The organism is Catenulispora sp. GP43, from assembly GCF_041260665.1.
GTDB lineage: Bacteria > Actinomycetota > Actinomycetes > Streptomycetales > Catenulisporaceae > Catenulispora.
In genome coordinates this window covers 311,506-336,257 of record NZ_JBGCCT010000007.1, presented here as the reverse complement: position 1 = coordinate 336,257, position 24,752 = coordinate 311,506, and the positions used below count along the sequence as shown (strand labels likewise).

Below are 24,752 nucleotides of genomic sequence, written 5' to 3'. Positions count from 1 at the left end.
TTGAAGCCGAATCAATTTGCGAACAGCGCGAACAGCCCGACCTGTCGTTCCAGACGGGCTATATCCGCAGGTGGCGGCGCTTACTTCAAGGGAAGTTTAAGTAGTTGCGAGGCCGTTCGATAAAACTCAGAATGCCGACGAGGAGAAGATGTCCACCAAAGCCCCGCCGCGGACCGTCCGCTGAACATGGATGTGTGATCCGTTTCGCCGCCGGACGAGCAGGCCGGCGTCCTCCAACTGCCGGCAGTGGTAGGTGGCCGCCGGCGGGCTGACGTTGAGCCGCTTGGCGACGTCGGACATCGTCGCCGGCGCCGTCAGCATCCGCAGGATGACCGCGCGGGCCGGGCCCACGGCGACGGCGAGGGTGTCGCGCCGAGGCTGCTCGGCGTCCGAGTCGCACAGTCTCCGCTGCCCGGGCATGGCGTAGCCGAGCCACACCTTGTCCGGCCGGTCGAGTTCACACAGCAGCGGCGTGGAACTGGAGACGATCGGGGTCAAGGCGAGGGTGCGGTCGCCGAGCACGAACGCCTCCGGAAACCGGTCCTCGATGTAGAGCCGGCCGCCCTGATACCGATGCCGACGGGAGCCGAACCCGAGCAGGATCGCTTCCGTCGCCCCGCGGACCACCGCGGTGCCGACGCGCTCGAACTCCCGGTCGAAGAGCACTGATGCGCTGCTCCAAACCGGCGCGAACCCCTCCCAGGCACTCGCCATGACGTCCGCTACGCGGTTCAACCAGCGTGCCGGGGCCGCCGACACCGGGCGCCACTGCCGTGGCAGGTCCGCACCGAAGAAGGTGTGGAGCTCGTCGAGCAGCGCCTCAGGCGCGGTGTCCCGGATCCGAGTGAGGTACTCGGCCAAACCGCCTCCGTCCGCCCGGTTGCGAACCTCCGGACTGATGCAGTCCGGCAGCACCGCGGTGGTCGGCGCGAACAGCGGATGGAGCACCGCGGCCGCGTCGGGAGGCGCTGTGCTGCGAACCAGCCGGCGCCAGGGCTCGCTCACTCCCTGCGGCCTGCGGCCGAAGACGTCGGCCACCAGCGATATCAGAGTGGGTGCCGGGTCGCGCACCACGCTGATCCGCAGGCGCGTCGCGTCCCCTAAATCAAGGCACGTATAAGGCATGCGGATCCCCCGATTCGACCTCGCGTCATTACAGAACCCCTTCGGTGGCTGAAGGTGTGGCGACTGCTACTGAGCCGAGAAGCGGTCGAGCAGCGTCTGACTTCTAAAGCCCCGTCGGAGCTCAAACGGTGGGCACCGATTTCGGATTCTCAGGGTTTGTTTAGGATCGCGGGGACGAGCCCTGAGTCCGCCGCCGCCCGACGAACACCAGGACCGCGCCCAGCAAGACCATCGGGAACGCCAGCGCCGCAGCCGACAATTCCATCCCGGTGCGCGGCAGCGTGGGAACACGCGGCGGCACGTGCGGCGTGGGCCACTTGTGCGGAGGCGCCGGCGGCGGGGGCGGGCCCGGCGGCGGGGGCGGCGTCGGCCGGCGCATCGTGTTGCGCGCGACATACGTGATCGACAGCGGGGGCTTCGGATCAGGATCGGCGAAGGCCCGCACCGGTGCGAACACCGCTGCCGCAGTCATCACAGCGACCGCCAGCGACGCCGCCTCCGCATGAACCCGCATGGTGCCGTCCCGCCGTCCCGAGATGTCCGAAAGTGGCTATCTTCGCTCTTGATCTTCACATTCGGGGCAGCGTGAATCGGCGGCGATACGCCTGGGGCGACGCAGGGGAAGTTGGTCCGCTGCGGTGTAGAGACCGCGGTCCCGCGGTGCCTCCCGCAGCGGCGGATAGACCATCTCTGATTTCGCTCTCCTGCGCAAGAGGCATCTGGATGTTCATATAAAACCCCCGACATCGACCGCTCCCGGGCACCCGTACCGCGCCGCCGACCGATCCCCTAGCCTTGATGTTTCGGGCTCGGGCGAAAGGCGTGTGGTACGGATGATCCCCAGCTCCCCGACGAGCTCCCCGACCGAGTCGTCGCCGGCTGTGAGCCCCGAACGCGCGGCGGCCCTCGGCCGACTCCTGCGGCTGCTCGAATCGGCGCGGCCGACCGACATATCGGCCGTCGCGTCCGCGCTGCCCGAGGCCGAGCTCGCCGCGGCCGTCGAGGTCTTGCACGGCCGGCTCAGCGTGCCGTTTCGCGAGTACATCCTGACCGAGGGGCCCTCCTGTGCGCTGGCGGCGCTGGTCCGCCAAGTGCTGCTGTACGGCGACGCGGAAGGGGCGAACACCGTCGATCGCATCCTGATGCGCTTCGATCCGGAGGCCGACGCGGCGTTCTTCGAGGACGAGCCCGCGACCTTCCCGGCGACCAGGGCGCGCCGCGCGATCCTACGGGAACGCAAGGGGCCCGACCGTCGCACCGTCATCCCGCGGCGGGTCAAGCGGATGCTGCTGGATGCCGTGGCGGCCGGCTCCGGCGGGAGGCTCGACAAGGATCTGCTTCACCTGCTGGCGGCTGCCGATGACCCGGACCTGGTCCTGGCCCTGATGCCGTACGCCGATCAGCTCGACGCGGCTGAGGCGGCGAGCGTCATCACGACCTTGGCGGACCACGGCCTGAAGAAGGAGGCGAAGAAGCATCGCGCGTTGTGGGCCGGCCGGGGTGGCGACTTCACCTTTCTGGGGTTCCGGCGCTTCGACGGATTGCCGTTCAGATACGCGCTGCGCGAGACGTTCGACGCCTCGCCGGACGGCAGCACGAAGCCGGTGTCCGTCGATATGTACCGCGAGATCGTCGACAGCTGTCAGTATCCTGTCTCCAACGGACTGGAGCGAATACGGGAGACGGCCCTGTACGCGCTGCGCGCCGGAACCATGTCGGCCACCGAGGTCCTGGAGCACACGCGCCCGGCCGGCCTCACCGCGTTGCTCGCCGTCAGCGAGGTCTCGGAGGCCACGCGGCCGGGAGAACGGCGGGCGGCGGACGATATACGAGCCCTTATAGAGCACTACGCCACCGAGCGGTTGGCGGATGATCCGAGACGCTGGGCGCAAGCCGTCAGCAAGGTAAACCAGTACTCGGGCACCCTCGTCGACCTGCTCGCCGATCCCGGCGCGGCCCACGACCGCTGGACCCCCGGCCACGTCGGCGCGCACCTCTACACCCGGCTGGACGCCGCCAACATCCTGCTCGCGACAGCACCGCCCGAGGTCGCGGAAAAGGCCCTGCTCACCCGGAACATGAAGCGCACCATCACGGAGCTCACCGAAGAGGCCCCGTTATGCCGCGCGCTGGTGGAGTACGTCCTGGCTCGCGGCACCGTCCCGCAGCGCGAGAACCTGGCGGCCAACGAGGCCACTCCCGACTCGATCCTGCACCGGCTGTTGGAGCGGACGGAGCAGACGACCATCCCGTTCGCCATCATGCAGCGCGACGAGGTCGGCCAGGACGTCCTCGACATCGCGTGCGCCAAGGCACCGCGCGGACGCGTCCTGCGCAGGTGGATCGCGGACCGCGCGTTCCGCAATCCCACGGCGGCACTGCGGGCCCTGCGCGGCGGCGCGACCGATCCGGCCTGGGTCCTCGGCGTCCTGCGCCACACCATCACGTGCAGCACCCGGCCGTGGTACTCGACGATCTCCGCGACCGCCTCGCCGATCGCGGTCTCACCCTCGGCGGCGACCCGCAGGTCCTCCGGGCGGATCGCGACCAGCACCGGCTGCCCGGCCGACAACGGTTCGCCGGCAGAGGTACCGGCGGGGATGCCGGCGCGGGCGTTGGCGGGAGTGCCGGCCGGGGTCCCGACGATCCGCAGCCCGTCGCCCTCGGCGAGCGCCGTCGTGCGATCGGCCGAGGTCACCGCGAGCGGCAGCAGGTTGCGATAGCCCATGAACGCCGCGACGTGCGGATCGGCGGGGTGTTCGTAGAGCTCGGCGGGCGTGCCGATCTGGCTGACCCGGCCGTCGTGCAGCACCACCAGCCGGTCGGCCAGCGACAGCGCTTCCTCCTGGTCGTGCGTGACGTAGACCGTGGTCAGTCCGAAGTCCTGGTGGATGCGCCGGATCTCGCCGCGCATCGCCAGGCGCAGGGCCGCGTCCAGGTTCGACAGCGGCTCGTCCATCAGCACCAGGGCCGGTTCGGTCACGATGGCGCGGGCGATGGCGACCCGCTGCTGCTGGCCGCCGGACAGCTGCGCCGGGTGTTTGGCGGCGTGCTCGGTGAGCCGGACCAGGCTCAGCACGTCGGCGACGCGCCGTTCGGTCTCGGCCTTGGCCACGCCACGCATCTTCAGGCCGAAGGCGACGTTCGCGCGCACGGTCAGGTGCGGGAACAGCGCGTAGTTCTGGAACACCATGCCGAACCCGCGCTTCTCCGGCGGCAGCGTGTCCACGCGGCGGCCGTCGAGCTCGATCTCGCCGGCGGTCAGCGGCAGCAGCCCGGCCAGGCAGTTCAGCGCCGTGGTCTTGCCGCAGCCCGAGGGCCCGAGCAGAGCGATGAACTCCCCGCCGGTGATGTCCAGGTCCAGCGGGTGCAAGGCGGTGTGGGTCCCGTAGGCCCGGCTGACGCCCCGCAGGCTCAGCCGGCCGAGTTGGGAGGCGGGCCGGCGCGGGGGCGAGGCCTGCGGGGAGGGGGAGGGCGCGGCGGTCATCGTCACTTCGCCGCGCCGATCTTCTTGTCCCACAAGTCGAACGCGGTGACCTGGGCCTGGGCGGGCAGCGAGTTGCGGATCGGACCGGAGGAGGTCCAGGCGTCGAAGTCGGGGTCGCCGTATTTCTGGACGACCTGCTGCGAGGCGGCCGGCGCCTGGGAGAGGGTCACGCCCTTCACCGCGGGGCCGGGGTAGAAGTAGCCCTGGTCGTACGTCGCAGCCTGCTGATCCGGGGTCAGGGCGAAGGCCAGCAGCCGCAGCACCGCGGTGAGGTGGTCGGCCGGGATCCCCTTGGGGATCACGCCGTACTGCGCGTCGCTGACCCAGGTCAGGTTGTCGAACTTGGCGACCTTGACGCCGGCCGGGACGGTGCCGGTGGCCCGCGGGTTGATGTACCAGCCGGCCGTGGAGGCGATGATCCAGACGGTGCCCTGCGCGATGCCGGTCATCGTCGCGGAGGTCTTCGTCGGGTAGCTCTCGACGTACTTGCCCAGCTACGCCAGGTAGTCCCAGGTCTTGGCCCAGCCGTTGGTCGGATCGCTGGGGTCGGAGTCGCCGAGCAGGTACGGCAGGCCCATGAGGAACGTGCGGCCGGGGCCGGAGTTGCGGGGCTGGGCGTACTGGAACTTGCCGGGGTGCGCCTGGGCCCAGGCCAGCAGCGCGTCCGGCGTGGTCGGGGGCGCCGCGACCTTGCCGGGGTCGTACTCCAGCAGCGGCCCGGAGGGGGTGACCACCAGTTCGATGCCCTGGTCCTGCGCGAGCGCGGCCATGGAGGCGGCGGCGGGCTGGTAGTTCGCCATCAGGTTCGGGAAGAAGGTGTCGTAGTAGGGCTTGAGGTCGTACCAGAGCTGCTTCTCGATCCCGGCGGCCAGGCCGTCGGTGCCGGTGAGCACCAGGTCGATCTGCACGTTCCCGCCCTGCTGCTGCGCCTGCACCTTCGGCGCCAGCTCCGGCGCGGTGCCGGTGCTGGTGGTGATGCCGGAGACGATCTGCGGGTGCTGGGCCTTGAAGGCGTCCAGGATCGGCTGGGTCAGCTGCAGGTTCCCGGCCACGTCCAGGATGTTCAGCGCCACCGGCTTGGACGGCACGGTGGCCAGCGTGCTCGGCGGCGCGGCCTTGGCAGAGCTCGACGATCCCGGTGCGCCGCACGCGGAGAGCAGGGGCGCGGTGGCGGCGCCGGCGGCCAGCGAGCTGAGCAGGCTGCGCCGGGACATGGCTGTATTGCGCACGGACATAGGGGTGTCCTTCGCTTGGTGAGAGTGCGGAGCCGGCGCCGCTGAGGTGCGGCGGGGGCGGTGATGCGGGAACGGTGATGCGGGAGCGGTGATGCGGAGACCGGCGGGCGGATTCGGGCCGCGACGGTGGCCGTGAAGTGGTACGTCCTGCTTCGTTGCCTTGAAGTGTTGCGTCCTGCTTCGTTGCCTTGCGGTGGATCGTCAGTGCGGATCCGGCGCCGGGTTCACACCGGGCCGGGCCAGAAAGTCGAAATCGCAGCCCTGATTCGCCTGCGTGATGTGCTCGGCGTACAGCGAGCCGTAGCCGCGTTCGAACCGTGGCGCCGGCGGCTCCCAGGCCGCGCGGCGCCGTTCGAGCTCGGCGTCGTCGACCTCCAGGCGCAGCGTACGGGCCGGGACGTCGAGGGTGATCACGTCCCCGGTGCGCACCAGCGCCAGCGGCCCGCCGGCGTGCGACTCCGGTGCGACGTGCAGGACACAGGTCCCATAGCTGGTGCCGCTCATCCGCGCGTCGGAGATCCGGACCAGATCCTTCACGCCCTTCTTGAGCAGGTAGGCGGGAATCGGCAGCATCCCGTACTCCGGCATGCCGGGCCCGCCGAGGGGACCGGCGCCGCGCAGCACCAGGACCGTGTCCTCGGTGACGCCCAGCGCCGGATCGTCGATGCGGGCCTGCAGGTCGGGGTAGGAGTCGAAGACGACGGCCGGTCCGCTGTGCGTGAGCAGGCGCGGCTCGGCGGCCACGTGCTTGATGACCGCGCCGTCCGGGGCCAGGTTGCCGCGCAGGACAGCGACGCCGCCGTGCTCGGCGACCGGGTTCCGCGGCGTGCGGATCACCTCGGGGTCGTGGGTCTGGCTCTCGGCGTAGTACGTGCCGAACGGGCTCCCGGCGACGGTCGGCCGGTCCGGGTGCAACGCCCCGGGGACCTCGGCCAGCTGGCGCAGCAGAGCCCTGAGACCGCCGGCGTAGTAGAAGTCCTCCATCAGGAACCGTCCGACCGGACGGACGTCGGCCAGGACCGGGACCCGCTCCCCGATGGCGTCGAAGTCGTCCAGACCTAGCTCCACGCCGAGCCGCCCGGCCATCGCGATCAGGTGGATCAGGGCGTTGGTGGAGCCGCTGAGGGCGAGCACAGTGGCCGCCGCGTCTTCGAACGCCTCGCGGGTCATGATCTGCTGCGGCGTGATCCCTTCCAGCGCGATCGCCACCGCGCGCATGCCGGAGGCCGCGGCCATCCGGTGGTGCGCGGAATCGACGGCCGGGATGGAGGACGCGCCGGGCAGGGTCATGCCCAGCGCCTCGGCGCAGGCGGTCATGGTCGAGGCCGTGCCCATCGTCATGCAGTGCCCGGGCGAGCGGGCCAGGCCGCACTCGACCTCGGCCATCTCGCACTCCCCCACCCGCCCGGCGCGGTACTCGTCGAAGTACCCGAACAGGTCGGTGCCGCTGCCGAGCGTCTTGCCCCGATGATGGCCGCGCAGCATCGGTCCGGCGGGGACGAACAAGGCCGGGATCCCAGCGCTGGCCGCGCCCATGAGCAACGCCGGTGTGGTCTTGTCGCAGCCTCCCATCAGCACCGCGCCGTCCACTGGGTAGGAGCGCAGCAACTCCTCGGTCTCCATCGCCAGCAGGTTGCGGTAGAGCATCGGGGTTGGCTTCTGGAACGTTTCGGACAGCGTGGACACCGGGAACTCCAGCGGGAACCCGCCGGCCTGCCACACCCCGCGTTTGACCTGCTCGGCGCGCTCGCGCAGGTGCATGTGGCAGGGGTTGATGTCCGACCAGGTGTTCAGGATCGCGATGACCGGCTTGCCCAGGTGCTCCTCCGGCAGGTAGCCGAGCTGGCGCATGCGGGAGCGGTGGCTGAAGGCGCGCAGGTGGCCGCCGGTCGCGCCCTGGCCGAACCAAGCCGCGCTGCGCAGCCGATCCGAGGCGCCTGAAGGGTTTCCGGCCTCGTATGGAGCTCGGTCAGGAGAACCGGTCACAGCCATCCCCCGCTCCGCCACTGGTCGAGCACGGCGGCGATCCGGTCCCGCACGTTCTGCGGCAGCGCCCGGGACGGCGGACGCACGTCGCGGCCGATGAACCCGAGCTGGGCCAGCGCCTCCTTCACCACGCTGACGTTGTCGGCGCTGGCGTCGGCGGCCCGCAGCTCCTCGAACTCCCGGACCGTCTCCCACAGCAGCATCGACTTGGCGAAGTCGCCGCCGCGCAGCGCGTCCAGCATCGCCGCGGACAGCCGGGGCGCGACGTTGACCAGCCCGGAGGTGAACCCGGTCGCGCCGACGGCCCAGTAGCCCGGCGCGGACAGCTCGGCGAGCCCGGCGATCCAGGCGAAGGCCTCCAGCCCGGCGTCGCGCGCCACCGAGGCGAAGCGTACCGGGTCCGGGACGGCGTACTTCACGCCGATCACGTTCGGACTGTGCCGGGCCAGCGTGGCTATGTGTTCCCCGGCCACGCGTTCGTCGCGGACGTAGAGGATGACGCCGAGCTCGGGCACCGCGTCGGCGATGACGCGGTGGTACTCGATCCAGCCCTCGGCGGAGCGATAGGGGTGCACCGGCTGGTGGATCATCAGGGCGCTGGCACCGACGCCGGCCGCGTGCCGGGCGGCGTCGACGGCGCTGGCGATGTCCAGGCCGACGCCGGCCACCACCTCGGCCCGGCCGTCCACGGCCTGGACCGTGGATTCCACCGCCCGGCGCTTCTCGGGCTCGTTGAGGGTGTAGAACTCGCCGGTGTTGCCGTTGGGCGTCACGGCCTGGACGCCGTGGTGGACCAGGCGGCGGATCAGCGCGGCGTGCCCGGGCCAGTCGACGCCGCCGTCGGGGGTGAAGGGGGTGGCCGGGATCGCCACCACCGTCGCCAGCCGGGCCCGCAGAGCGGTCAGCGGCGTAGCCGACGTGGCCGACGTGGCGGACGTGGCGGACGTGGCGGACGTAGCCGACGTAGCCGACGTAGCCGACGTAGCCGCTTCGGATGCGGTGGTCATGGATATCTGCTCCGTCTCCCCGGGCCGGCCCCGGCTCACGCTTCGTCCTCGGGGAAGTTGCGCGCCACGAACGAGCTGATGTGGCTGCGCATCAGGTCCCTGACTTCCTCGGCCTTCCCGCGCACGGCCGCCGCCAGGATCGCCCGGTGCTCCCCGGCTTCCCGTTCCCACGACGGCCGCTGGGCCCACGCGGCGGCGGAGACCAGAGCCGTCTGGTCCCGCAGGTCGTCCAATGTCCGTACCAGCAACGGATTGCCGCATCCGAGGTACATCTCGCGGTGGAACACCCGGTTGGCCAACGAGCGCTCGGCGGCATCGGCCGACCGGTCGGCGGCCTCCAGCGCGCGCCGGGCCGCCGACCAGTCGCCCCGGGCCGTGACGGTCCGCCCGGCCGCGACCGGCTCCAACAGAAGGCGCATGTCGTAGATGCAGCGCGCGTGGGCACGGTCCATCTCCCGTACCGCCGCCCTTATAAGGACTCATCGTCACCAGCCCGGTCCCGGCCAGCGTCTTGAGCGCCTCGCGCACCGGGGTCTTGGACACCCCGAGCTTGGCCGCCAGCTCGGTCTCCACCAGCGGCTGGCCGGGCTTGAGCTCGCCGGTCAGGATCGCGCGCTTGATCGCCTCCAGCACCGCCTCGGTGCGGGACGGCAGGGCGCCGGGCGGGGATCCCGTGGGGGACGACAGGGCCAGATCAGGCATCGCGGCTCCAGAAGGTTTGTCAGATCTCATATATGAGATGCTGTGGGAGCCTAAGCCCGGCTGCCTGGCCCGTCAACACTTCGGGCGGCCCGGCGGCGGGGACGGATGAAACTTTCATATCTGACGCGCCAGTTCCCGACGTCAGGACGCTGCGTCGCGCGCGCCGGGGCTGCCGCCGAGTAGCTTCACCGCGACGGTCCACGCAGACGGGAGTCACCATGCGCCGAACCAGCCTTCGATGTCTGTCCGCACGGCGAGCGGCCGGAGCTCTGCTCTCGGCACTGTTCATGGTCATCGCCGCGGCGCTCGCGCAGCCGGCGACGGCCGTGGGCGCGGCTACGAGTGCGAGCGCGGGCGCCAAACCGTTCGCGGCTGCCGGCGCCGGCTACTGGCACACCAGCGGCCGCGAAATCCTGGACTCGAACAACCAGCCGGTCCGCATCGCCGGCGTCAACTGGTTCGGCTTCGAGACGAGCAACTACGTCGTGCACGGCCTGTGGTCCCGGGACTACAAGTCGATGATGGACCAGATGAAATCGCTGGGCTACAACACGATCCGGCTGCCGTACAGCGACGACATCTTCAAGCCCGGCACCATGCCCAACAGCATCAACTTCTACCAGATGAACACCGACCTGCAGGGCCTGACCTCGCTGCAGGTGATGGACAAGATCGTGGACTACGCCGGCTCCATCGGTCTGAAGGTGATCCTGGACCGGCACCGTCCCGACTCCAGCGGACAGTCGGCGCTGTGGTACACCTCCACGGTCCCGGAGTCGACCTGGATCACCGACCTGACGGCACTGGCCACCCGGTACCAGGGCAACCCGGCGGTGGTCGGCATCGACCTGCACAACGAGCCGCACGACCCGGCGTGCTGGGGCTGCGGGGACGTCTCGATCGACTGGCGGCTGGCCGCCGAGCGCGCCGGCAACGCCGTGCTGGCGGCGAACCCGCACCTGCTGATCTTCGTCGAGGGCGTGCAGACCTACAACGGCAGCTCCTACTGGTGGGGCGGCAACCTGCAGGGCGCCAAGACCTACCCGGTCCAGCTGAACGTCCCGAACCAGCTGGTGTACTCGGCGCACGACTACGCCACCAGCGTGGCCAGCCAGCCCTGGTTCACCGACCCCACCTTCCCCTCGAACATGCCGGGGATCTGGGACAAGAACTGGGGCTACCTGTTCGACTCGAACACCGCACCGGTGTGGGTCGGCGAGTTTGGCACCACCCTGGCCTCCACCACAGACCAGGTCTGGCTCAAGGCCCTGGTGTCGTATCTGAGGCCCACCAGTACCTACGGCGCCGACTCCTACCAATGGACCTTCTGGTCCTGGAACCCCGACTCCGGCGACACCGGCGGCATCCTGGATGACGACTGGAGCACGGTCAACACCGTCAAGGACGGGTATCTGACCTCGATCAAGGCCCCGGGCTTCGCCGGCGGAGGCGGCGGCGGAGGGGACACCACGCCGCCGACGGCCCCGGCCAACCTGGCGGCGACATCGACGACGTCCACCTCGGTGTCGCTGTCCTGGACGGCGTCGACCGACAACGTCGGCGTCACCGGCTACGACGTGTACCGGGGCGGCACACTGGCCGGGACGACCGCCGGCACGACGTTCACCGACACCGGCCTGAGCCCCTCGACCGCCTACACGTACACGGTCAAGGCGTTCAACGCCGCAGGCAACCTCTCCCCGGTCTCGGCCGCGGCGACCGCGACGACGCAGGGCACGGGCAGCAACTCCGGCTGCACCGCCGCCTACACGGTGACGAACCAGTGGAACAATGGCTTCACCGCCACCGTCACGGTGACCAACACCGGCACCGCCGCCACGCACAGCTGGCAGGTCGGGTGGACGTGGCCGGGCAGCCAGCAGGTCACGAACGCGTGGAACGCGACCGAGGCGCACAGCGGGCAGGGCGAGACCTTCACGGCGGTGAGCTCGGATGCGGCTGTGGCGGCGGGGGCGAGTACGTCGTTCGGGTTCCAGGCTAGCTACAGCGGGAGTAATCCGGCGCCGACGCCGGTGTGTACGGCTAGCTGAGTAGCCGGGGGGAGCCGACATCGGCCCGGACGACCGTGCTCTTCGTGAGCCTCGATCCGGGCCGATGTCGTGCGCCGGCCTCAGGGCTTGGCCGACGTCTGCCCGGTGGAGATGGCGTGGCCGGAGGCGTCGTATTCGGTCCGGCCAAGCGCCTCGAAGCCGTAGTTCGTGAAGCCCACCGCAAAGGAGTAGCCGCCGATGCGCACGGCCTTCACATGGATCGTGCCCGTGTTCAGCGCGAAGTCGACGTGGTCGACCCGGTTGTCCACCTGTCCGCCGAGCGCCACCCATTCGAAGGCACGGGGAGGCACACCATCGGACTCCGACGCGGACAGCCGTCGGCAATTCGTCGTGGGCACCGAGCCGGCTGCGGGAGGCTGCGCGACGGTGTAGCAGACCCCGAACGGTCCGATCCGGACCTCGACGGACGCGTACGTGCCCGACTGGGTGGTGCCGGTGATCGTCCCGGAGGCCTCCGCCTGTGTCGGCGTCTGGCCCGGCTGGTACCACGTGGCGAAGTGGGCCATACCGTTGGCCTGGAACGGTATGGAGTACGCGAGAGGGCTCCCGTCCGCCGCATAGGCTTCGACACGGGCGATCCCGAGCTGCGGCGGCACCTCCACCATGGCCACCTGCCTACCTGACAGGACCCCCGGCAGCAGCACCACCTCTTCACCGTCGCTGAAAGCCATGTCGACCCGGGTGGTCTTCGCGCCGAAGAACACTGTGTAGACCGTCGGAGACCCAGCAGACGCCGTAAAGGAGAAGTCTGCGGGATCAGGCCCAGGACTCCCGGCGCACACCACAGTGGAGTCCACTCCGGAGGGGCATTCACCGGGAGGGGCGGTGACAGTCCAGCGTTTGCCTGCCGCGCTCCCGGAGAACACGTAGCGCCCCTTCGAGTCAACGTGCGGCGCATTCACCGTGACCCCGGGCCCGCCGGCGGCACTGTGCCGCAACCCCATCGAGCCCAGGACCGGCAGGCTCGTCCCCAGCACCGCCGCGACCGCCAACGCCCCGGCAGCCCACACGCGCCGCGTGTGCCGGATAGCCCGCGCGCGGCCGTAGACCGCCTCTGTGGGGACCGGGCGGGGCTGGAGCCGGTTCAGTTCCTCGTCGAGGTGCCGCCGCAAGGCCAGTTCGTCGTCGGTCATGACGCGCTCCAATCGTGCAGACGCGGGTCGGTGCGGAGGCGGGCCAGCGCGCGGGATGCCTGGCTGCGCACGTTGCCGACCGAGCAGCCCAGGATCGCGGCGGCCTGGGTCTCGGTCAGGCCGTCCCAGTACCGCAGGATGACCACCGCGCGCTGACCCGGCGGCAGCTCCATCAGGGCCGGGATCAGGGTCGCGCGCTGGTCGAGTCGGTCTGTGCTGTCGCCGGTGGCCGCTTCCGGCACGTCGCCGCCGAGGTTCTCCGCGACGCGGCGTTTGCGGAACCGCCGGAGATTGAGGTTGATCAGGATCCTGCGGACATAGGCGTCCGGATCGTCCGCGCGGCGGACCCGCGGCCACGCCACGAGCGCCTTGGCCAGCGCGGCCTGCGCCAGGTCTTCGGCGTGGCCGTGGTCGCCGGTCAGGCCGTAGGCGAACCGGACCAGCGACGGCCAGCGGCCGACCATGAAATCGTGGAACTCGGCGTCGTGGCCGTCCTTGTCCGCTCGCATCGATCCCCCCTCGGCGGTGTGCTTCCATCCCCAAAGAGCACCGGCAGCCGCCGAATCAATGCAAGGGTTCGAAATCCCGGCGTCAGCTCCGCCGCCCCGGCCACTCACTCCCCCGGCGCCCGGGATCGGCGACGGAGGCCAGCGAGCTCACCGACCGGGCCATCAGCGGCACGGTGCGCCACTGGGCATCGAAGGTGCCGGTGCGCAGATCGCAGGTGATGCGCAGCTTGTGCGGGGTCTGCGTGAACTGCAGGTGCACCGTCACCGTGTCGGCGCCGGTGCGGGCGGCGCGCGCCGTCAGGTGGCCGGTCGGCGGGGGCCAGGAGCCGAGAGTGAGGGGCAGTGTGGTGGTGCCGTCTTCTTCGCGCAGAGTCAGGGTGTGGGGCGTGAGGCTGATGCGTTCCAGCTTGCGGAGCACTGATGTGCCGGCGGTGAACTCGGCCTCGGGGGCCTCGTCGCCGGCGGGGAACGGGAGCTGAAGGTCGGTCAGGCGGTGCGCCAGCGCTTCGTCGGCCGCCGGTGAGGCCTCGCGGTCGAAGGCGGGCAGGAGGTGTGTCCACGCCGCGTCGAGGACGGCTTGCATGTCCTCGGCTTCGCCGGTCATGGCGAGCACCGCGTCGTGTTCGGGCAGGACGACGCACAGCTGTCCGTACGCGCCGTCGCCGCGGTAGCCGTGCCGGGACATCCAGAACTGGTAGCCGTAGCCCTGCGCCCAATCCGATTCCGGGCCGCCCCAGTTACCGTTGGCCACCTGCGTCACGGTGGCTTCGGCGACCCACTCCGGCGCCAGCAGCTGCCGCCCCTCCCAGACACCGCCTTGCAGATACAACTGGCCGAGCCGCGCCACGGCCTCGGTGGTGGCGTGCAGGCCGGCGAAGCCGATGTCGCGGCCGGGCGGGTGTTGCAGCCAGAACATCTCATCGATCCCGTCGATGCCCAGCGGTTCGAACAGCCGGGGGCGCAGGTACTCCGTCAGCGTGCATCCGGTGACTCGCTGGATGATCGCGCCGAGCACGTACGTGGTCGACTGGCTGTAGGCGAAGGTGACGCCGGGGGTGCCGTCCGGCGGGTCGAGCAGGAAGCCCCGCGCCGGCTCGGTGTGGTCTATGGCCAGGGCCCGGTTCCACTGTTCGGTGGTGTGCCCGGCCGACATGGTCGCGATGTGCCGGACCAGGATCGACCGGCTGGCCGGGTCGGTGACCTCGGCGTCCAGCTCCGGGAAGTAGGACAGGACCGTGGCATCGAAGTCCAGGAGCTTCTCAGCGCGGGCCAGTCCGGCGGCGGTGGAGGTGAAGATCTTACTCAGCGAGTAGAGCTGGTGCAGCCCCGGCGCGCTGTAGGGCGACCACCAGCCCTCTGCGATGACGTGGCCGTGGCGCAGCAGCATGACGCTGTGCGGCTCGATGCCGGCCACGCCGTCGACGGCGTCGAGGAAGGCGACGATGCCGTGCGCGTCAGTGGCCTGCGACGTGGGCGTTGAGCGGGGCAGGGCGGTCATCGCGACTCCGGTCTGTGGTCTACGGGAATGACATGCGGTCCGGGACTGTGTGTGTCCAGTCCTGGACCTTCCCTACCGGAATCCGGAAAATGTGCGCAAGCGGCTCAGCCGTGCCGGTCGTGGTCGTCGAGGATGTCGCCGATGACCCGTTCGAACTCCGGGGCCAGCGCGGGGTCGGTGTGCGACCGGCCGCTGAGCTGGAGCATCGCCTTCCACAGCGCCCAGCCCCGGCCGCGGGCCCAGGTGGCCGGATCCTGTGCGACCGCGGCGCGGAACGTCTCCCGGACCGAGCCGGTCAGCGTCACCCAGGTGATGGCCAGGTCGCAGGCCGGGTCGCCGACGCCGCTGGTGCCGAAGTCGATCACGGCGGCCAGCCGTCCGCCGTCGATGAGCAGGTTGCCGGTGGCGATGTCGCCGTGGAACCAGACCGGATCGCCGTCCCACTCGGCCTTCAGCGCCGCTTCCCAGACCTCTGCGGCGCGGCGGGTGTCGATGCGGCCTTCCAGCTCGGCCAGGCAGCTGCGGGTCTCGGCGTCGTAGTACGCCGGCGAGGTGCCCCGGTAGAAGCTGTGCTCCCCGCCGATCGGGCCGCCGGTGGTGTCAGCAGCCTGAAGCGCGTGCAGGAACGCGGCCAGATCGGTGGCGAAGCGCTCCGGATCAGCCAGTTCCCCGATGTCGAGGGTGGTTCCCGGCAGCCAGCCCCGGACTGACCACGGATGCGGGTAGCCCTCCCCCGGCTCCCCGACCCCCATCACCTCGGGGATCGGCAGCGGCAGCTGCGGGGCGAGCCGCGGCAGCCACTCGTTCTCCTTCGCGACGCCGGCGACGTACCCGGCGGCGGTCGGCAGGCGCACGGTCATGTCGGTGCCCAGCCGGTAGGTGCGGTTGTCCCAGCCGTCGACCTCCACCGGCGTCACCGGCAGCTGCGCCCACTGTGGGAACTGCGCCGTGAGCAGGCGCTTGACCAAAGCCGCATCGATGCCGGCGCGCCCGTCGGGTGCGGAGGTTGTCATGGCGCGATCCTGATCGGAGCGCGGGGGCCTTCGCAAGGGGATTTCGGCGCTGCGCACTGATGCGCGATGACTGCCCAGATGTCGTTTCGGCGGGCGGACACCCCCGACGACGAGCTGTGGGAGCAAGCCGGCGCGGCATTCCGGGTACTGATGGACTCCGACGACGACCGCTACGCCCGCGAGGCGTTCCTGAACTACGGGATCTGGCAGTCGGTCCACGACGACGTGGCCGGCACCAGGGCGACGTTCCACCGGGCGCTCGACCGCGCCGCTCCGGAACAGCGCTATCTCGACGCGCTCACCCTGGCCGAGGTCATGGTCTTCCTCGGTGACCTGCGCGGCGCACAACAGCTGTACGAGCGGGCCCTGGACTGCGAATCAGACCTCGATGACCACACTGAGGCCAACGCCGCGCTGCGCCGGCTCGCTGCCGCCGACGGCGACCCGGACGCCCTGGCCAGGCTCACCGACGAGGACGAACGCACCGGCCTCGCGGCCCGGCGCACGGACGGCCGCACCGATTTCGTCTACTACTGCGGCATCAGGCAAGACGGGGAGAGCTTGGCAGTGGAAGGGCCGTTTCTCCCCCAAGAGGACACCTCCGAACACCGGACCGAGCAGATGAACGGTTTGCAGAGCCGCGGATGCGCCCCGGTCTTCCGGATCGAGACCGAGACCATCCAGCTGGCGATGGACCTGGCCGAGGAAAGGCGCGACGCGACTCCCCGCTAGACGATGCCAGCCGATCAGGACCCGTCGACAACCTGGTCGTCGTCGCTGAGCGGCCGCAGCCCCCCGGAACGGCGGCACGCTCACGGGGCGGCTCTCGTCGTTCTTACCGTAGGCGCTCGGCAGCACCCGGCCGCCGCCGGGGCGATGATGCCGATCTCGGGGTTGGTCCAGGCGCTATAGAACATCCCCACCACCCCCGATGGAAGGTTAACGATGACCGGTCGGGTGCAGAACGCTCATCCAGATGTGGGTGAGTACGTCCACCAGTGCCTCCTCGTCGGCGAACGGCTCGACCCCGATCGCCGCGAGGTAGTACAGACGCTCGCCCAGCCACGTCAGAGCGGCGGCCAGGTGTTCGGTGTCGACGCCGGCAGAGGTGTCGGCACCGGCACCAGCACCAGCACCAGCACCCTGATCCGCAGCGATCCGCTCGGCGGTCGCGCCGGTGAAGCCGGCCATGAGACTCAGCCACAGCTCGCCGAGCTCCGGATCGCTGCGCCAGTTCTCGACCACCGCCCGCAGCACCGGGGCCTCGGCGCGCCACAGCTTCGCGCCCTCGCTGATGCCGTGCCGGATGGTCTCGCGCGGGTCGTCGGTGGCGGCCAGCCAGGGTTCGGCGGCGGTCTGGCCGCGGGCCACGGCGCGCCGGGTCAGCTCGGCGAGCACCTGGTGCTTGCCGGCGAAGTAGAAGTAGAAGCTCCCCCGCGCCACGCCCGCGGCGGCCAGGATGTCGGCCACGCTGAGCTCGTCGAAGCGGCGCTCGTCCAGTAGGCGGCGCGTCGCGGTGAGGATGGCCTCGCGCACCTCCCGGTCGTCGCGGGCCGCCCGACTTGCTGCTGCCCGGCGTGCCGGGATCGCCTCCTCCTGTGCCATGGCGGCCATGGTAGCGAGACACGGCGCCTGGACATACTGTCTAGACGATGTGTCTAGACAGTATGTATGCTCGTGCCATGCGATACACGACCTTCGGGAACACCGGCCTGCGGGTATCAGAGGCCTTCCTCGGCACCATGGGGTTCGGCGAGGACTGGGGCTGGGGCGTCTCCGTCGAGGACTGCCGGAAGATCTTCACCGCCTACGCCGAGGCCGGCGGCAACGTCATAGACACCGCGAACCGCTACACCGACGGCTCCAGCGAGCGCATCGTCGGGGAACTGCTCGGGCCGGACCGCGAGCGCTTCGTGCTGGCCACGAAGTACACCCTGACCATGGACGGCGCCGACCCCAACGCCTCGGGCAACCACCGCAAGAACCTGCGGCGCTCGGTCGAGGACAGCCTGCGCCGCCTGGACACCGACTACATCGACCTGCTCTGGGTCCACATCTGGGACCCGAACACGCCGCTGGAGGAGACCATGCGGGCCCTGGACGACCTCGTCCGCGCCGGCAAGGTCCTCTACATCGGCCTGTCCGACGCCCCGGCCTGGGTCGCCGCCCGCGCCCACACCATGGCCGAGCTGCGCGGCTGGACCCCCTTCGCGGGCCTGCAGCTCAACTACAGCCTGCTGGAGCGCGGCATCGAGCGCGAACTGCTCCCGATGGCCGAGGCCCTGCGCCTGTCGGTCGCGGCCTGGGCGCCGCTGGCCCGGGGCGTGCTCACCGGCAAGTTCACCCGCGAGGGCGCGGCCGCGGGCTCGCGCACCTCCCGCGAGAAGCTCTCCGAACGCGACCTGCGCGTCGCCGCCGTGCTGGACACCGTCGCCGACGACCTCGGCGTCTCCTCCTCGCAAGCCGCCGTGGCCTGGACCCGCGCGCGGCACCGTTGGATCCACCCAATCATCGGCGCCCGCACCATCGAGCAGCTGACGGACACCGTGGCCGCGCTCGAGGTGGAACTGCCGGCCGAAGCACTGGCCAAGCTGGACGAGGCCGCGTCCTTCGAGCTCGGGTTCCCTCAGGACTTCATCGCGATGACCCGGGAGTTCACCTACGGTCCGAGCGTGGAGCGCTTCGAGCCGCGGCGGTAGGCGGCGGCGCGCCGTCCTCCCCCAGGTTCGACCTCAGCGCGTCAGATCTCGCTCAGCCCGCCAAATCCTTGACGAGCACTTCGAATTCCAGATCGTCCCGACGAGGCTCGCCGAACCGGATGTCGCCGTAGGGGAACGGCTGCATCCGGCCGGTCTGCGTGTAGCCGCGCCGGACGTACCAGGCGATCAGGTCGGCGCGCTGCCGGATGACCGTCATCTCCATGGTGGCCAGGCCGAGCTCGTCGTGCGCCAGCCGCTCGGCCGCGGCCAGCAGCCGCTTGCCCAGGCCGCCGCCCTGCGCGGCCGGGCTGACGGCGAACATGCCGAAGTAGGCGTGCGTGCCGCGGTGCCGGACCAGGCAGCAGGCGATCAGGTCGGCGCCGTCCTCGGCGAGGATCATCCGGCTGTCCTCGTCGGCCACCGCGGCCGTGACGTCGGCCTCGTCGGTGCGCCGGCCGTCGAGCAGGTCCGCCTCGGTCGTCCAGCCGGCGCGGCTGGAGTCGCCGCGGTAGGCCGATTCGATCAGGTGCACGATCCGGGGGACGTCACCGATCGTCGCTTCGCGGATCTTCGGTTCGCTCACCCGCACCATCCTGCCTCAGCCGTCCGCGATCTGCTCCATCAACGCCGCGGCCAACACCAGCACCTGACGCTCGGTCTCGCTCAGCCCGACCAGCGCCCCGGCCAGCCAGGCGTCGCGTTCGGCGACGTCGCGCTGCAACTCCCGCAGGCCGGTGTCGGTGATGGCGATGATCGACTGCCGGCGGTCCCCGGCGTCGGCGGACCGGACCACCAGGCCGTCCCGCTCCAGGTCGGCGAACACCCGGGTCAGCGACTGCGGCTGCTGCCGGTCCAGGGCCGCCACCTCGCCGGGCGTGGACGGCCCGAGTCGTGCCAGGTGACTGAGCACACTGATCTTGTTGGTGCTCAGCGCGCCGGCGGAACGGACGGTGCGGACGCGGCGAGCCAGGCGCTGCGTGCCCTGACGGATCGCCGTGGCGGCCTCAAGCAGGTCCGGCTGGTCCGGGGCGGTTGTCATATTACTACGCTATCACTTACTATTGCGAAGACACTGAGCGATTGAATCGCAAGCATGTACTGCATTCCACTCTTCAGGGTAGTACACATTGAGTACTAAATTGCGCGCCGCGGCCGTCTTGATGGCGGCGGTCCTATCGGCGTACGGCTCGGCGATCTGGATCGAGCACCGCGCGCACCTGCACCTGGACATCGTCATCACCGCGGTGGCGATGACGATGACGCTGGCCCGCGTCCAGCGCGGCGCCGATCCCCGGGACCGCCTGATCGGCGCGGCGGTCCTGGCCGCATCGGCGGCGACCGCTTCGGAAGTCAGCTCTCTGCTCCAGCTGCACCCCTTCCTCGGCGGTGCCGCCTTCACCGCCGCGATGGCCGCCGCGATCTGGATCCGGCGCTTCGGGCCGCGCGCCACCAAGGCCGGGACGGTCGGGGCCCTGCCGTTCATCACACTGCTGGTCACGCAAGGCCAGGGCGGTCCCCCGCACACCGCCGCCGACGACCTGTGGTGCGCGCTCATCGCGCTGGTCGCGGCGTTCTGGGTGGCGGTGTACCAGCTGGGCGCCGCCGCGTTGGGCATGCGCGAGCAACGCAGGCATCCGCCGGCACCACGGCCCCTCATCGCCCCATCCGGCGCCAAGCGCATACCGGCCGGCACCCGCATGGCCTGCCAGACGGCCGTCGCCCTCGGTACCGCCTTCGCCGTCGGCCACCTGGCCTTCCACGACCACTGGCCGTGGGCCGTGCTCACCGCCTACATCGTGGGCAGCGGCGCACGCGGCCGGGGCGACGTCCTGCACAAGGGCGTGCTGCGGACCGCGGGCGCCACCGCCGGAACCGTCGTCGCGACGGCGATCGCCGGCACCTTCCCGCCGGCGGACCGCTGGTCGGTCGTCATCATCTTCGCCGTGCTGGGCGTGGCGAGCTGGCTGCGGGAGATCAGCTACGCGTTCTGGGCCGGGAGCGTCACCGCGGCCCTGTCTTTGCTCTACGGCTACTTCGGGCAGAACGCGACATCGCTGCTGACCACCCGGCTGGAGGCGATCGTGGTCGGCGCGGTGCCAGGTATCGCAGCATCCTGGTTCGTGCTGCCGGTCCGGACCGCGGACGTCCTGCGACGGCGCATGGCCGAAGCGCTCGCGGCCCTCACCGCCTGCCTCGACGCCCCGATCGACGACCGGGCCGAGATCCGCCGCCGCCAGGCCCGCTTCCAGTACGCCGTCGCGCAGTTGGAGCAGATCGCCAAACCGCTGCGTGCTCAACGGATGCTGACCGGCCGCGCAGCCCGGGCCGACGCCATCGACGTCGTGCACAGCTGCGTCGAGCCGGTCAGGGCGCTCGCGGAGTTCGGGCTCTATGCCGAATCCGGGCTCTATGCGGGGTCCGGGCTCTATTCCGTGCGCAACACCTCCGCGGCGGACGAACGCGAAGCGCGAACGGACGGCAGGAACGCGCCGACCGCGGCGATCGCCGCCCCGGAAAGCGCCAGCGCGACCACCGTCGGCCACGCCCACCCGTGCAGCAGCGAGGCGGGCAGGTCGCGGCCCGAGCCGTGACCGGTGGCCGGGACCACGATCCGGTGCCCGAGCATCCCGGCGGGCAGCCCGATCAGGCCGCCGAGCAGGCCCAGCGCGGCCATCGCGGTCACCACCAGCGCGATCACCTGGCGCGGCGTCATCCCGATCGATTTCAGGACCCCGACATCCTTGCGCCGCTCGCGGGTGGTCATGACGACCGCGTTGAACACCCCCAGCGCCGAGACCGCGATCAGCATGCCGGTCAGCGTCGAGATCACCCTGATCATCACCTTCTCGGTGGTGTCGATGCCGTCGTTCAGCGCCGGCTGCACACCGGGGTCGATGCCGGCGGCCATCGCGGCGTAGGCGTGCGGGTCGGTTCCTTTGGCCAGGCCTATGGAGAAGGTCATGGCACGGCGGGTGGAACGCAGGCCCACGAAGCGGTTCCAGTCGGTGCTCGTGACGTCCCAGCCGCCGGACTCCTCGCCGACGACCTTCTCAGAGACCTGACCTTCACCGGAGCCCAGGACGATGGTCTGGCCCAGGGCCAGTCGGTGCTGGTGCCAGAACTCCGACCCGACGACGACCTCGCCGGGGCCCGCGATCCAGCGTCCTCGTACCAGATCGGGGTGCAGCGCCGCGGTGTCCCCGGTCTCCACGTCCATGGCCACGACGTCGGTGCTGCCTGCCAAGTGCGTGTGGAACGGCGCGTCGGCTGCGACGTGGGCGGTCCCGGGCAGGGCCCGCAACAAGCTGAACAGCTCGCTGTCGGTGTGCACCGGGGCGACCGGATGCCACGGCGCGGCCGGGTTGTCCACGGTGACCGTCACCTGGATCTTGTCCTGGCCGGTGGTCGTCCGGTCGTACTTCACGACGGTCGCCGCCAGGCCGACCGCCAACGTCACGGTCGTCACGCCGAGCACGACGGTCGTCAGCGTCAGCGCGGTGCGCCCCGGCCGCGAGAACGGCCAGCCCAGGCCCAGACTCACCGAACGCGGCAGGCGCGAGCCGCCGAGCGCGCGCTGGATCCTCAACCCGCGTCCGGTCTGCGGTACCGAGCCGGCGCTGATCACCGCGGCGGCCGGCAGGCGCCGGGCCTTCGTCGCGGGGAGGAGGGCGGACAGCGCGACCAGGGCCGGCATGCCGAGCAGCACGGCCGGACACACCCACGCCGGAAGGGCTTCGCTCCCCCTGAGCACGTCGCTGCCGGAGATGCCGTAGAAGGCCTGGCTGACCATCGAGGACCCGAACGCCGAGCCGATGACGGTGCCGAGCACACACCCGATGGCAGCCGACACCATGACCATCAGGATGTAGACATACGTCACCTGGCCCGACGTGAATCCCGGGGCTTTGAGAATCCCGATGTGCCGGTAGCCGGCGACCACGGCGCCGCTGACGACGGTCCCGACGATCACGACGGATACGGCCAGACCGAGGACACTGAAGGCGGTCGGGAACGGTACGTAGGTGTCGGGACCGGTGGCCAGGTGGGCCTTGATGGTGAGGTAGGAGCTCGTCCCGATCAGCGATCCGGACGGCACGACGGCGGTGACGGCCGCCATGTCGGCCCGCAGGGAGGCATCCGATCCCGCCTGCCGGAACCGGTACATCATCTGCGTCTGGGGGGCGCCCAGCGCCTGGGCCTGCGCCGGGGTGACCCAGCCGTCGGCGGAGTCGCTGACGGACCTGGCGTAGCCGACGACCTTCAGGTCGACGCCGTCCGCGGTGACGACGTGGTGGTCGATGTCGATCAGCTTCACGGTGCCGCGGTCGTTCCCCCGCGGGAGGTTGAGGACGATCTCGCCGAGGCCGGTGGGCCAGTGTCCGGAGGCCAGGTTCAGCGTGTCGACCGCCGTGTCCGGGCGGTCGCGGCCGACGAGGGTGAACGTCCCGGACAGCCCGATCGATGGGGTGCCGGTCTCAGTGGGCTGATGGAGGAACGCGACCGGATACGGTCCGGCCGAGCCGACCACGCCGGGGGCGTGAGCTGTCTGGGCGATCTGGGCCGTGCTCGCCTTGGAGTCGGCGTATTCGGCGACGATGTGCGCGCCGTGCGCCGCGGCGTAGACCTTGTCGAAGGGGCCTGATACGGCGGCGAGCAGTCCGAGGGTGACGACGGCCATTCCGGTGGACAGCAGGACCACCACGGCCAGGACGAAGGTCTGGAGCCTGCGGCGCTTGACGGCCGCCGCGGGCGACGCCCTCATCGCCCCCAAGGTCACCCGCCGCCTGATCGAGCACTTCACCGCCCACCGCACCCGCGCCGGCCAGCCCCCGGCCGACCAGGCCCGGCACCTGGGGATCACCGGCCGCGAACTCGAGACGCTGACCCTCATCGCCCGCGGCCTGACGAACACTGAGATCGCCGAGGCGATGGGAATCAGCGGCTCGACGGTCAAGTCCTACGTGACGCGGCTGCTGGTGAAGCTGGATGCCCGGGATCGGGTGCAGCTGGTGATCATCGCCTACGAGAACGGGCTGGTCGGGGTGAGCGGGCAAAGCGCAGCCTGGCGATGATCACAAACTCCTCTCTTGTCATGACTAGTTTGTAATGCAAAGCTGACTCCATGACAGAAGCCTCAGTCCCCTCGCCGCCCAACCCCGGCGAAGTCCTCGCCGGACTCAGTGCCCTGACCCGCCGCGTCCGCACCGCGCAGCGCGGCACCTGGTTTCCCCTGCTCCTGCTTGGTCTTCTGCTGGCGGGTGGGATCGTCGTCGATCGGCTCACGTTCAGCGCACAGATCTTCCGGTGTCCGGCGGTGGTCAACGCTCGCGTTCAGTGCGTGCACGTCACGCAGGGGTCGCCGGTGTACTGGACGGTGGGGCTCGTGCTCGTCTACGCCGCGACAGGGTTCTTCTACGTGCTGCGTGCGCGGCGGCGAGGTGTGGGGAGTGTCGTGCGGCCGTATGTCGTCGCCGGGCTCGTCATCGTCCTGGTGGTGGCGCCGACCCGGTTCTGGACCGGCGGGGTGACCGGGCCCGGTGCGTCGGTGGACTTCTTCGGGCTGCACTTCCAGGCCTCCGGTGGGGTGGACGGTGTTCTGGGGCGGCTCACCGGGCGTGGGGTGTCGGTCGGGGTGCCGCTGCTCGTGCTGTCGTGGATCGAGCGGAACCGGGCGCTGCTAGGGTTCACGGTCGTGTATCTGGCGATCGAGGTGGTGCCGATCACCGTCGACGGTGGAGGGCTCGGTGTGACGTCGCCGTGGTCGGCGTTGCCGGGGCTCGCGGTGCCGACGACGTTCCTGCTGCTCGGTGCGCTCGGGTTCGCGGTGGCGCAGCGGCCTGAGACGACGCGCGCCTCCGGGGTCGGCCGGTCCGAACAGGTTGAGCCCGTTGAGCCCGTTGAGCCGACGGCGCCGTGACCGACCAGCCCGCGCCAGCCGACGCCGCGCAGACCGATACGTCCCCGACCGACCCCCCGCACCCCGCCACCGGCCTCGACGACGTCGTCCACCAACGCGTCCGCCTCGGCATCCTCACCGTCGCGCACCAGGCCCGCCGCGCCGAGTTCGGCTTCCTGCGCACCACCCTGGACCTCACTGCGGGCAACCTCAGCCAGCACCTGACCGTCCTGGAGAAGGCCGACCTCGTCGGCGTCGAGAAGGGCTACGAGGGCCGGCGCCCGCGCACCTGGATCACGCTGACCGACGCCGGCCGCGCCGCGCTGGCCGCGGAGATCGCACAGCTCAAACGCCTCATCAGCCAGGTGGAGGGCCCCGGCGCGTGAACCC

18 protein-coding genes and 5 pseudogenes are annotated in these 24,752 nt (G+C 70.6%); 7 read left to right on the top strand and 16 right to left on the bottom strand.

Annotated features, from left to right (window positions below; translation table 11 throughout):
- Positions 1 to 126 precede the first annotated feature (126 nt).
- The 8 genes and pseudogenes from ABH926_RS17345 to ABH926_RS17310 form a co-directional block, all read right to left on the bottom strand.
- Positions 127 to 1,125, bottom strand: coding sequence for a winged helix-turn-helix domain-containing protein (locus tag ABH926_RS17345; RefSeq protein WP_370366653.1), 999 nt, complete (start codon positions 1,123 to 1,125; stop codon positions 127 to 129).
- A gap of 160 nt (positions 1,126 to 1,285) precedes the next feature.
- Positions 1,286 to 1,639 (bottom strand): LPXTG cell wall anchor domain-containing protein, encoded by a 354-nt coding sequence (locus ABH926_RS17340; RefSeq protein WP_370366652.1) that lies wholly within the window; start codon positions 1,637 to 1,639, stop codon positions 1,286 to 1,288.
- A gap of 712 nt (positions 1,640 to 2,351) precedes the next feature.
- Positions 2,352 to 3,119 carry a hypothetical protein gene (locus ABH926_RS17335; protein WP_370366650.1) on the bottom strand — a complete coding sequence of 256 codons (768 nt, stop codon included), beginning with the start codon at positions 3,117 to 3,119 and terminating at the stop codon, positions 2,352 to 2,354.
- Positions 3,120 to 3,568: 449 nt separating this feature from the next.
- Positions 3,569 to 4,612 (bottom strand): annotated as a pseudogene (locus ABH926_RS17330) (ABC transporter ATP-binding protein); the annotation flags it as partial.
- Positions 4,613 to 4,614: 2 nt separating this feature from the next.
- Positions 4,615 to 5,847: pseudogene (locus ABH926_RS17325) on the bottom strand (extracellular solute-binding protein).
- 201 nt (positions 5,848 to 6,048) lie between these two features.
- Positions 6,049 to 7,839, bottom strand: coding sequence for an L-arabinonate dehydratase (gene araD, locus ABH926_RS17320; RefSeq protein ID WP_370366649.1), 1,791 nt, complete (start codon positions 7,837 to 7,839; stop codon positions 6,049 to 6,051).
- Positions 7,830 to 8,840, bottom strand: a complete 1,011-nt coding sequence (locus ABH926_RS17315; RefSeq protein WP_370366647.1) for a dihydrodipicolinate synthase family protein — start codon at positions 8,838 to 8,840, stop codon at positions 7,830 to 7,832. Before ABH926_RS17315 ends, araD begins: the two co-directional genes overlap by 10 nt.
- Before the next feature lie 35 nt (positions 8,841 to 8,875).
- Positions 8,876 to 9,542, bottom strand: a pseudogene (locus tag ABH926_RS17310) (GntR family transcriptional regulator).
- 287 nt (positions 9,543 to 9,829) lie between these two features.
- Here ABH926_RS17310 and ABH926_RS17305 point away from each other — a divergent pair.
- Entirely contained in the window at positions 9,830 to 11,593 is a 1,764-nt protein-coding gene (locus ABH926_RS17305; protein WP_370366729.1) for a cellulase family glycosylhydrolase, read from the top strand.
- A gap of 80 nt (positions 11,594 to 11,673) precedes the next feature.
- Here ABH926_RS17305 and ABH926_RS17300 read toward each other — a convergent pair whose 3' ends face one another.
- From ABH926_RS17300 to ABH926_RS17285, 4 genes are all read right to left on the bottom strand, one after another.
- Entirely contained in the window at positions 11,674 to 12,747 is a 1,074-nt protein-coding gene (locus ABH926_RS17300) for a hypothetical protein (RefSeq protein WP_370366646.1), read from the bottom strand.
- A complete protein-coding gene (locus ABH926_RS17295; protein WP_370366645.1) occupies positions 12,744 to 13,256 on the bottom strand; it encodes a SigE family RNA polymerase sigma factor in 513 nt (170 codons plus the stop codon). Before ABH926_RS17295 ends, ABH926_RS17300 begins: the two co-directional genes overlap by 4 nt.
- An 82-nt stretch (positions 13,257 to 13,338) precedes the next feature.
- Complete coding sequence (locus ABH926_RS17290) at positions 13,339 to 14,754, bottom strand: serine hydrolase domain-containing protein (protein WP_370366644.1); 1,416 nt, start codon at positions 14,752 to 14,754, stop codon at positions 13,339 to 13,341.
- Positions 14,755 to 14,858: 104 nt separating this feature from the next.
- Positions 14,859 to 15,767 carry an aminoglycoside phosphotransferase family protein gene (locus ABH926_RS17285; RefSeq protein ID WP_370366643.1) on the bottom strand — a complete coding sequence of 303 codons (909 nt, stop codon included), beginning with the start codon at positions 15,765 to 15,767 and terminating at the stop codon, positions 14,859 to 14,861.
- Positions 15,768 to 15,833: 66 nt separating this feature from the next.
- Between ABH926_RS17285 and ABH926_RS17280 the strand changes: the two genes are divergently transcribed.
- Positions 15,834 to 16,499 carry a hypothetical protein gene (locus ABH926_RS17280; protein WP_370366642.1) on the top strand — a complete coding sequence of 222 codons (666 nt, stop codon included), beginning with the start codon at positions 15,834 to 15,836 and terminating at the stop codon, positions 16,497 to 16,499.
- A 207-nt stretch (positions 16,500 to 16,706) separates the two neighbouring features.
- Here the strand turns inward: ABH926_RS17280 and ABH926_RS17275 are convergent, their stop codons facing one another.
- Positions 16,707 to 17,372 (bottom strand): TetR/AcrR family transcriptional regulator, encoded by a 666-nt coding sequence (locus tag ABH926_RS17275; protein WP_370366640.1) that lies wholly within the window; start codon positions 17,370 to 17,372, stop codon positions 16,707 to 16,709.
- 77 nt (positions 17,373 to 17,449) lie between these two features.
- Between ABH926_RS17275 and ABH926_RS17270 the strand changes: the two genes are divergently transcribed.
- Positions 17,450 to 18,466 carry an aldo/keto reductase gene (locus ABH926_RS17270; protein WP_370366638.1) on the top strand — a complete coding sequence of 339 codons (1,017 nt, stop codon included), beginning with the start codon at positions 17,450 to 17,452 and terminating at the stop codon, positions 18,464 to 18,466.
- Positions 18,467 to 18,518: 52 nt separating this feature from the next.
- Here the strand turns inward: ABH926_RS17270 and ABH926_RS17265 are convergent, their stop codons facing one another.
- Complete coding sequence (locus tag ABH926_RS17265; RefSeq protein ID WP_370366636.1) at positions 18,519 to 19,058, bottom strand: GNAT family N-acetyltransferase; 540 nt, start codon at positions 19,056 to 19,058, stop codon at positions 18,519 to 18,521.
- Between the two features lie 6 nt (positions 19,059 to 19,064).
- Positions 19,065 to 19,505, bottom strand: a complete 441-nt coding sequence (locus tag ABH926_RS17260; protein WP_370366634.1) for a MarR family winged helix-turn-helix transcriptional regulator — start codon at positions 19,503 to 19,505, stop codon at positions 19,065 to 19,067.
- Between the two features lie 121 nt (positions 19,506 to 19,626).
- Between ABH926_RS17260 and ABH926_RS17255 the strand changes: the two are divergent.
- Positions 19,627 to 20,751: pseudogene (locus tag ABH926_RS17255) on the top strand (FUSC family protein); the annotation flags it as partial.
- A 140-nt stretch (positions 20,752 to 20,891) separates the two neighbouring features.
- On the opposite strand, the gene ABH926_RS17250 reads toward ABH926_RS17255, so the two are convergent.
- Positions 20,892 to 22,583: an FtsX-like permease family protein gene (locus ABH926_RS17250; RefSeq protein ID WP_370366728.1), complete on the bottom strand. Its 1,692-nt coding sequence runs from the start codon at positions 22,581 to 22,583 to the stop codon at positions 20,892 to 20,894.
- A gap of 625 nt (positions 22,584 to 23,208) precedes the next feature.
- Here ABH926_RS17250 and ABH926_RS17245 point away from each other — a divergent pair.
- The 3 genes and pseudogenes from ABH926_RS17245 to ABH926_RS17235 all read left to right on the top strand — a co-directional run.
- Positions 23,209 to 23,538, top strand: a pseudogene (locus ABH926_RS17245) (response regulator transcription factor); the annotation flags it as partial.
- Between the two features lie 50 nt (positions 23,539 to 23,588).
- A complete protein-coding gene (locus ABH926_RS17240; RefSeq protein ID WP_370366632.1) occupies positions 23,589 to 24,383 on the top strand; it encodes a hypothetical protein in 795 nt (264 codons plus the stop codon).
- Entirely contained in the window at positions 24,380 to 24,748 is a 369-nt protein-coding gene (locus tag ABH926_RS17235; protein WP_370366630.1) for a winged helix-turn-helix domain-containing protein, read from the top strand. The genes ABH926_RS17240 and ABH926_RS17235 overlap by 4 nt, the downstream gene beginning before the upstream one ends.
- Positions 24,749 to 24,752 lie beyond the last annotated feature (4 nt).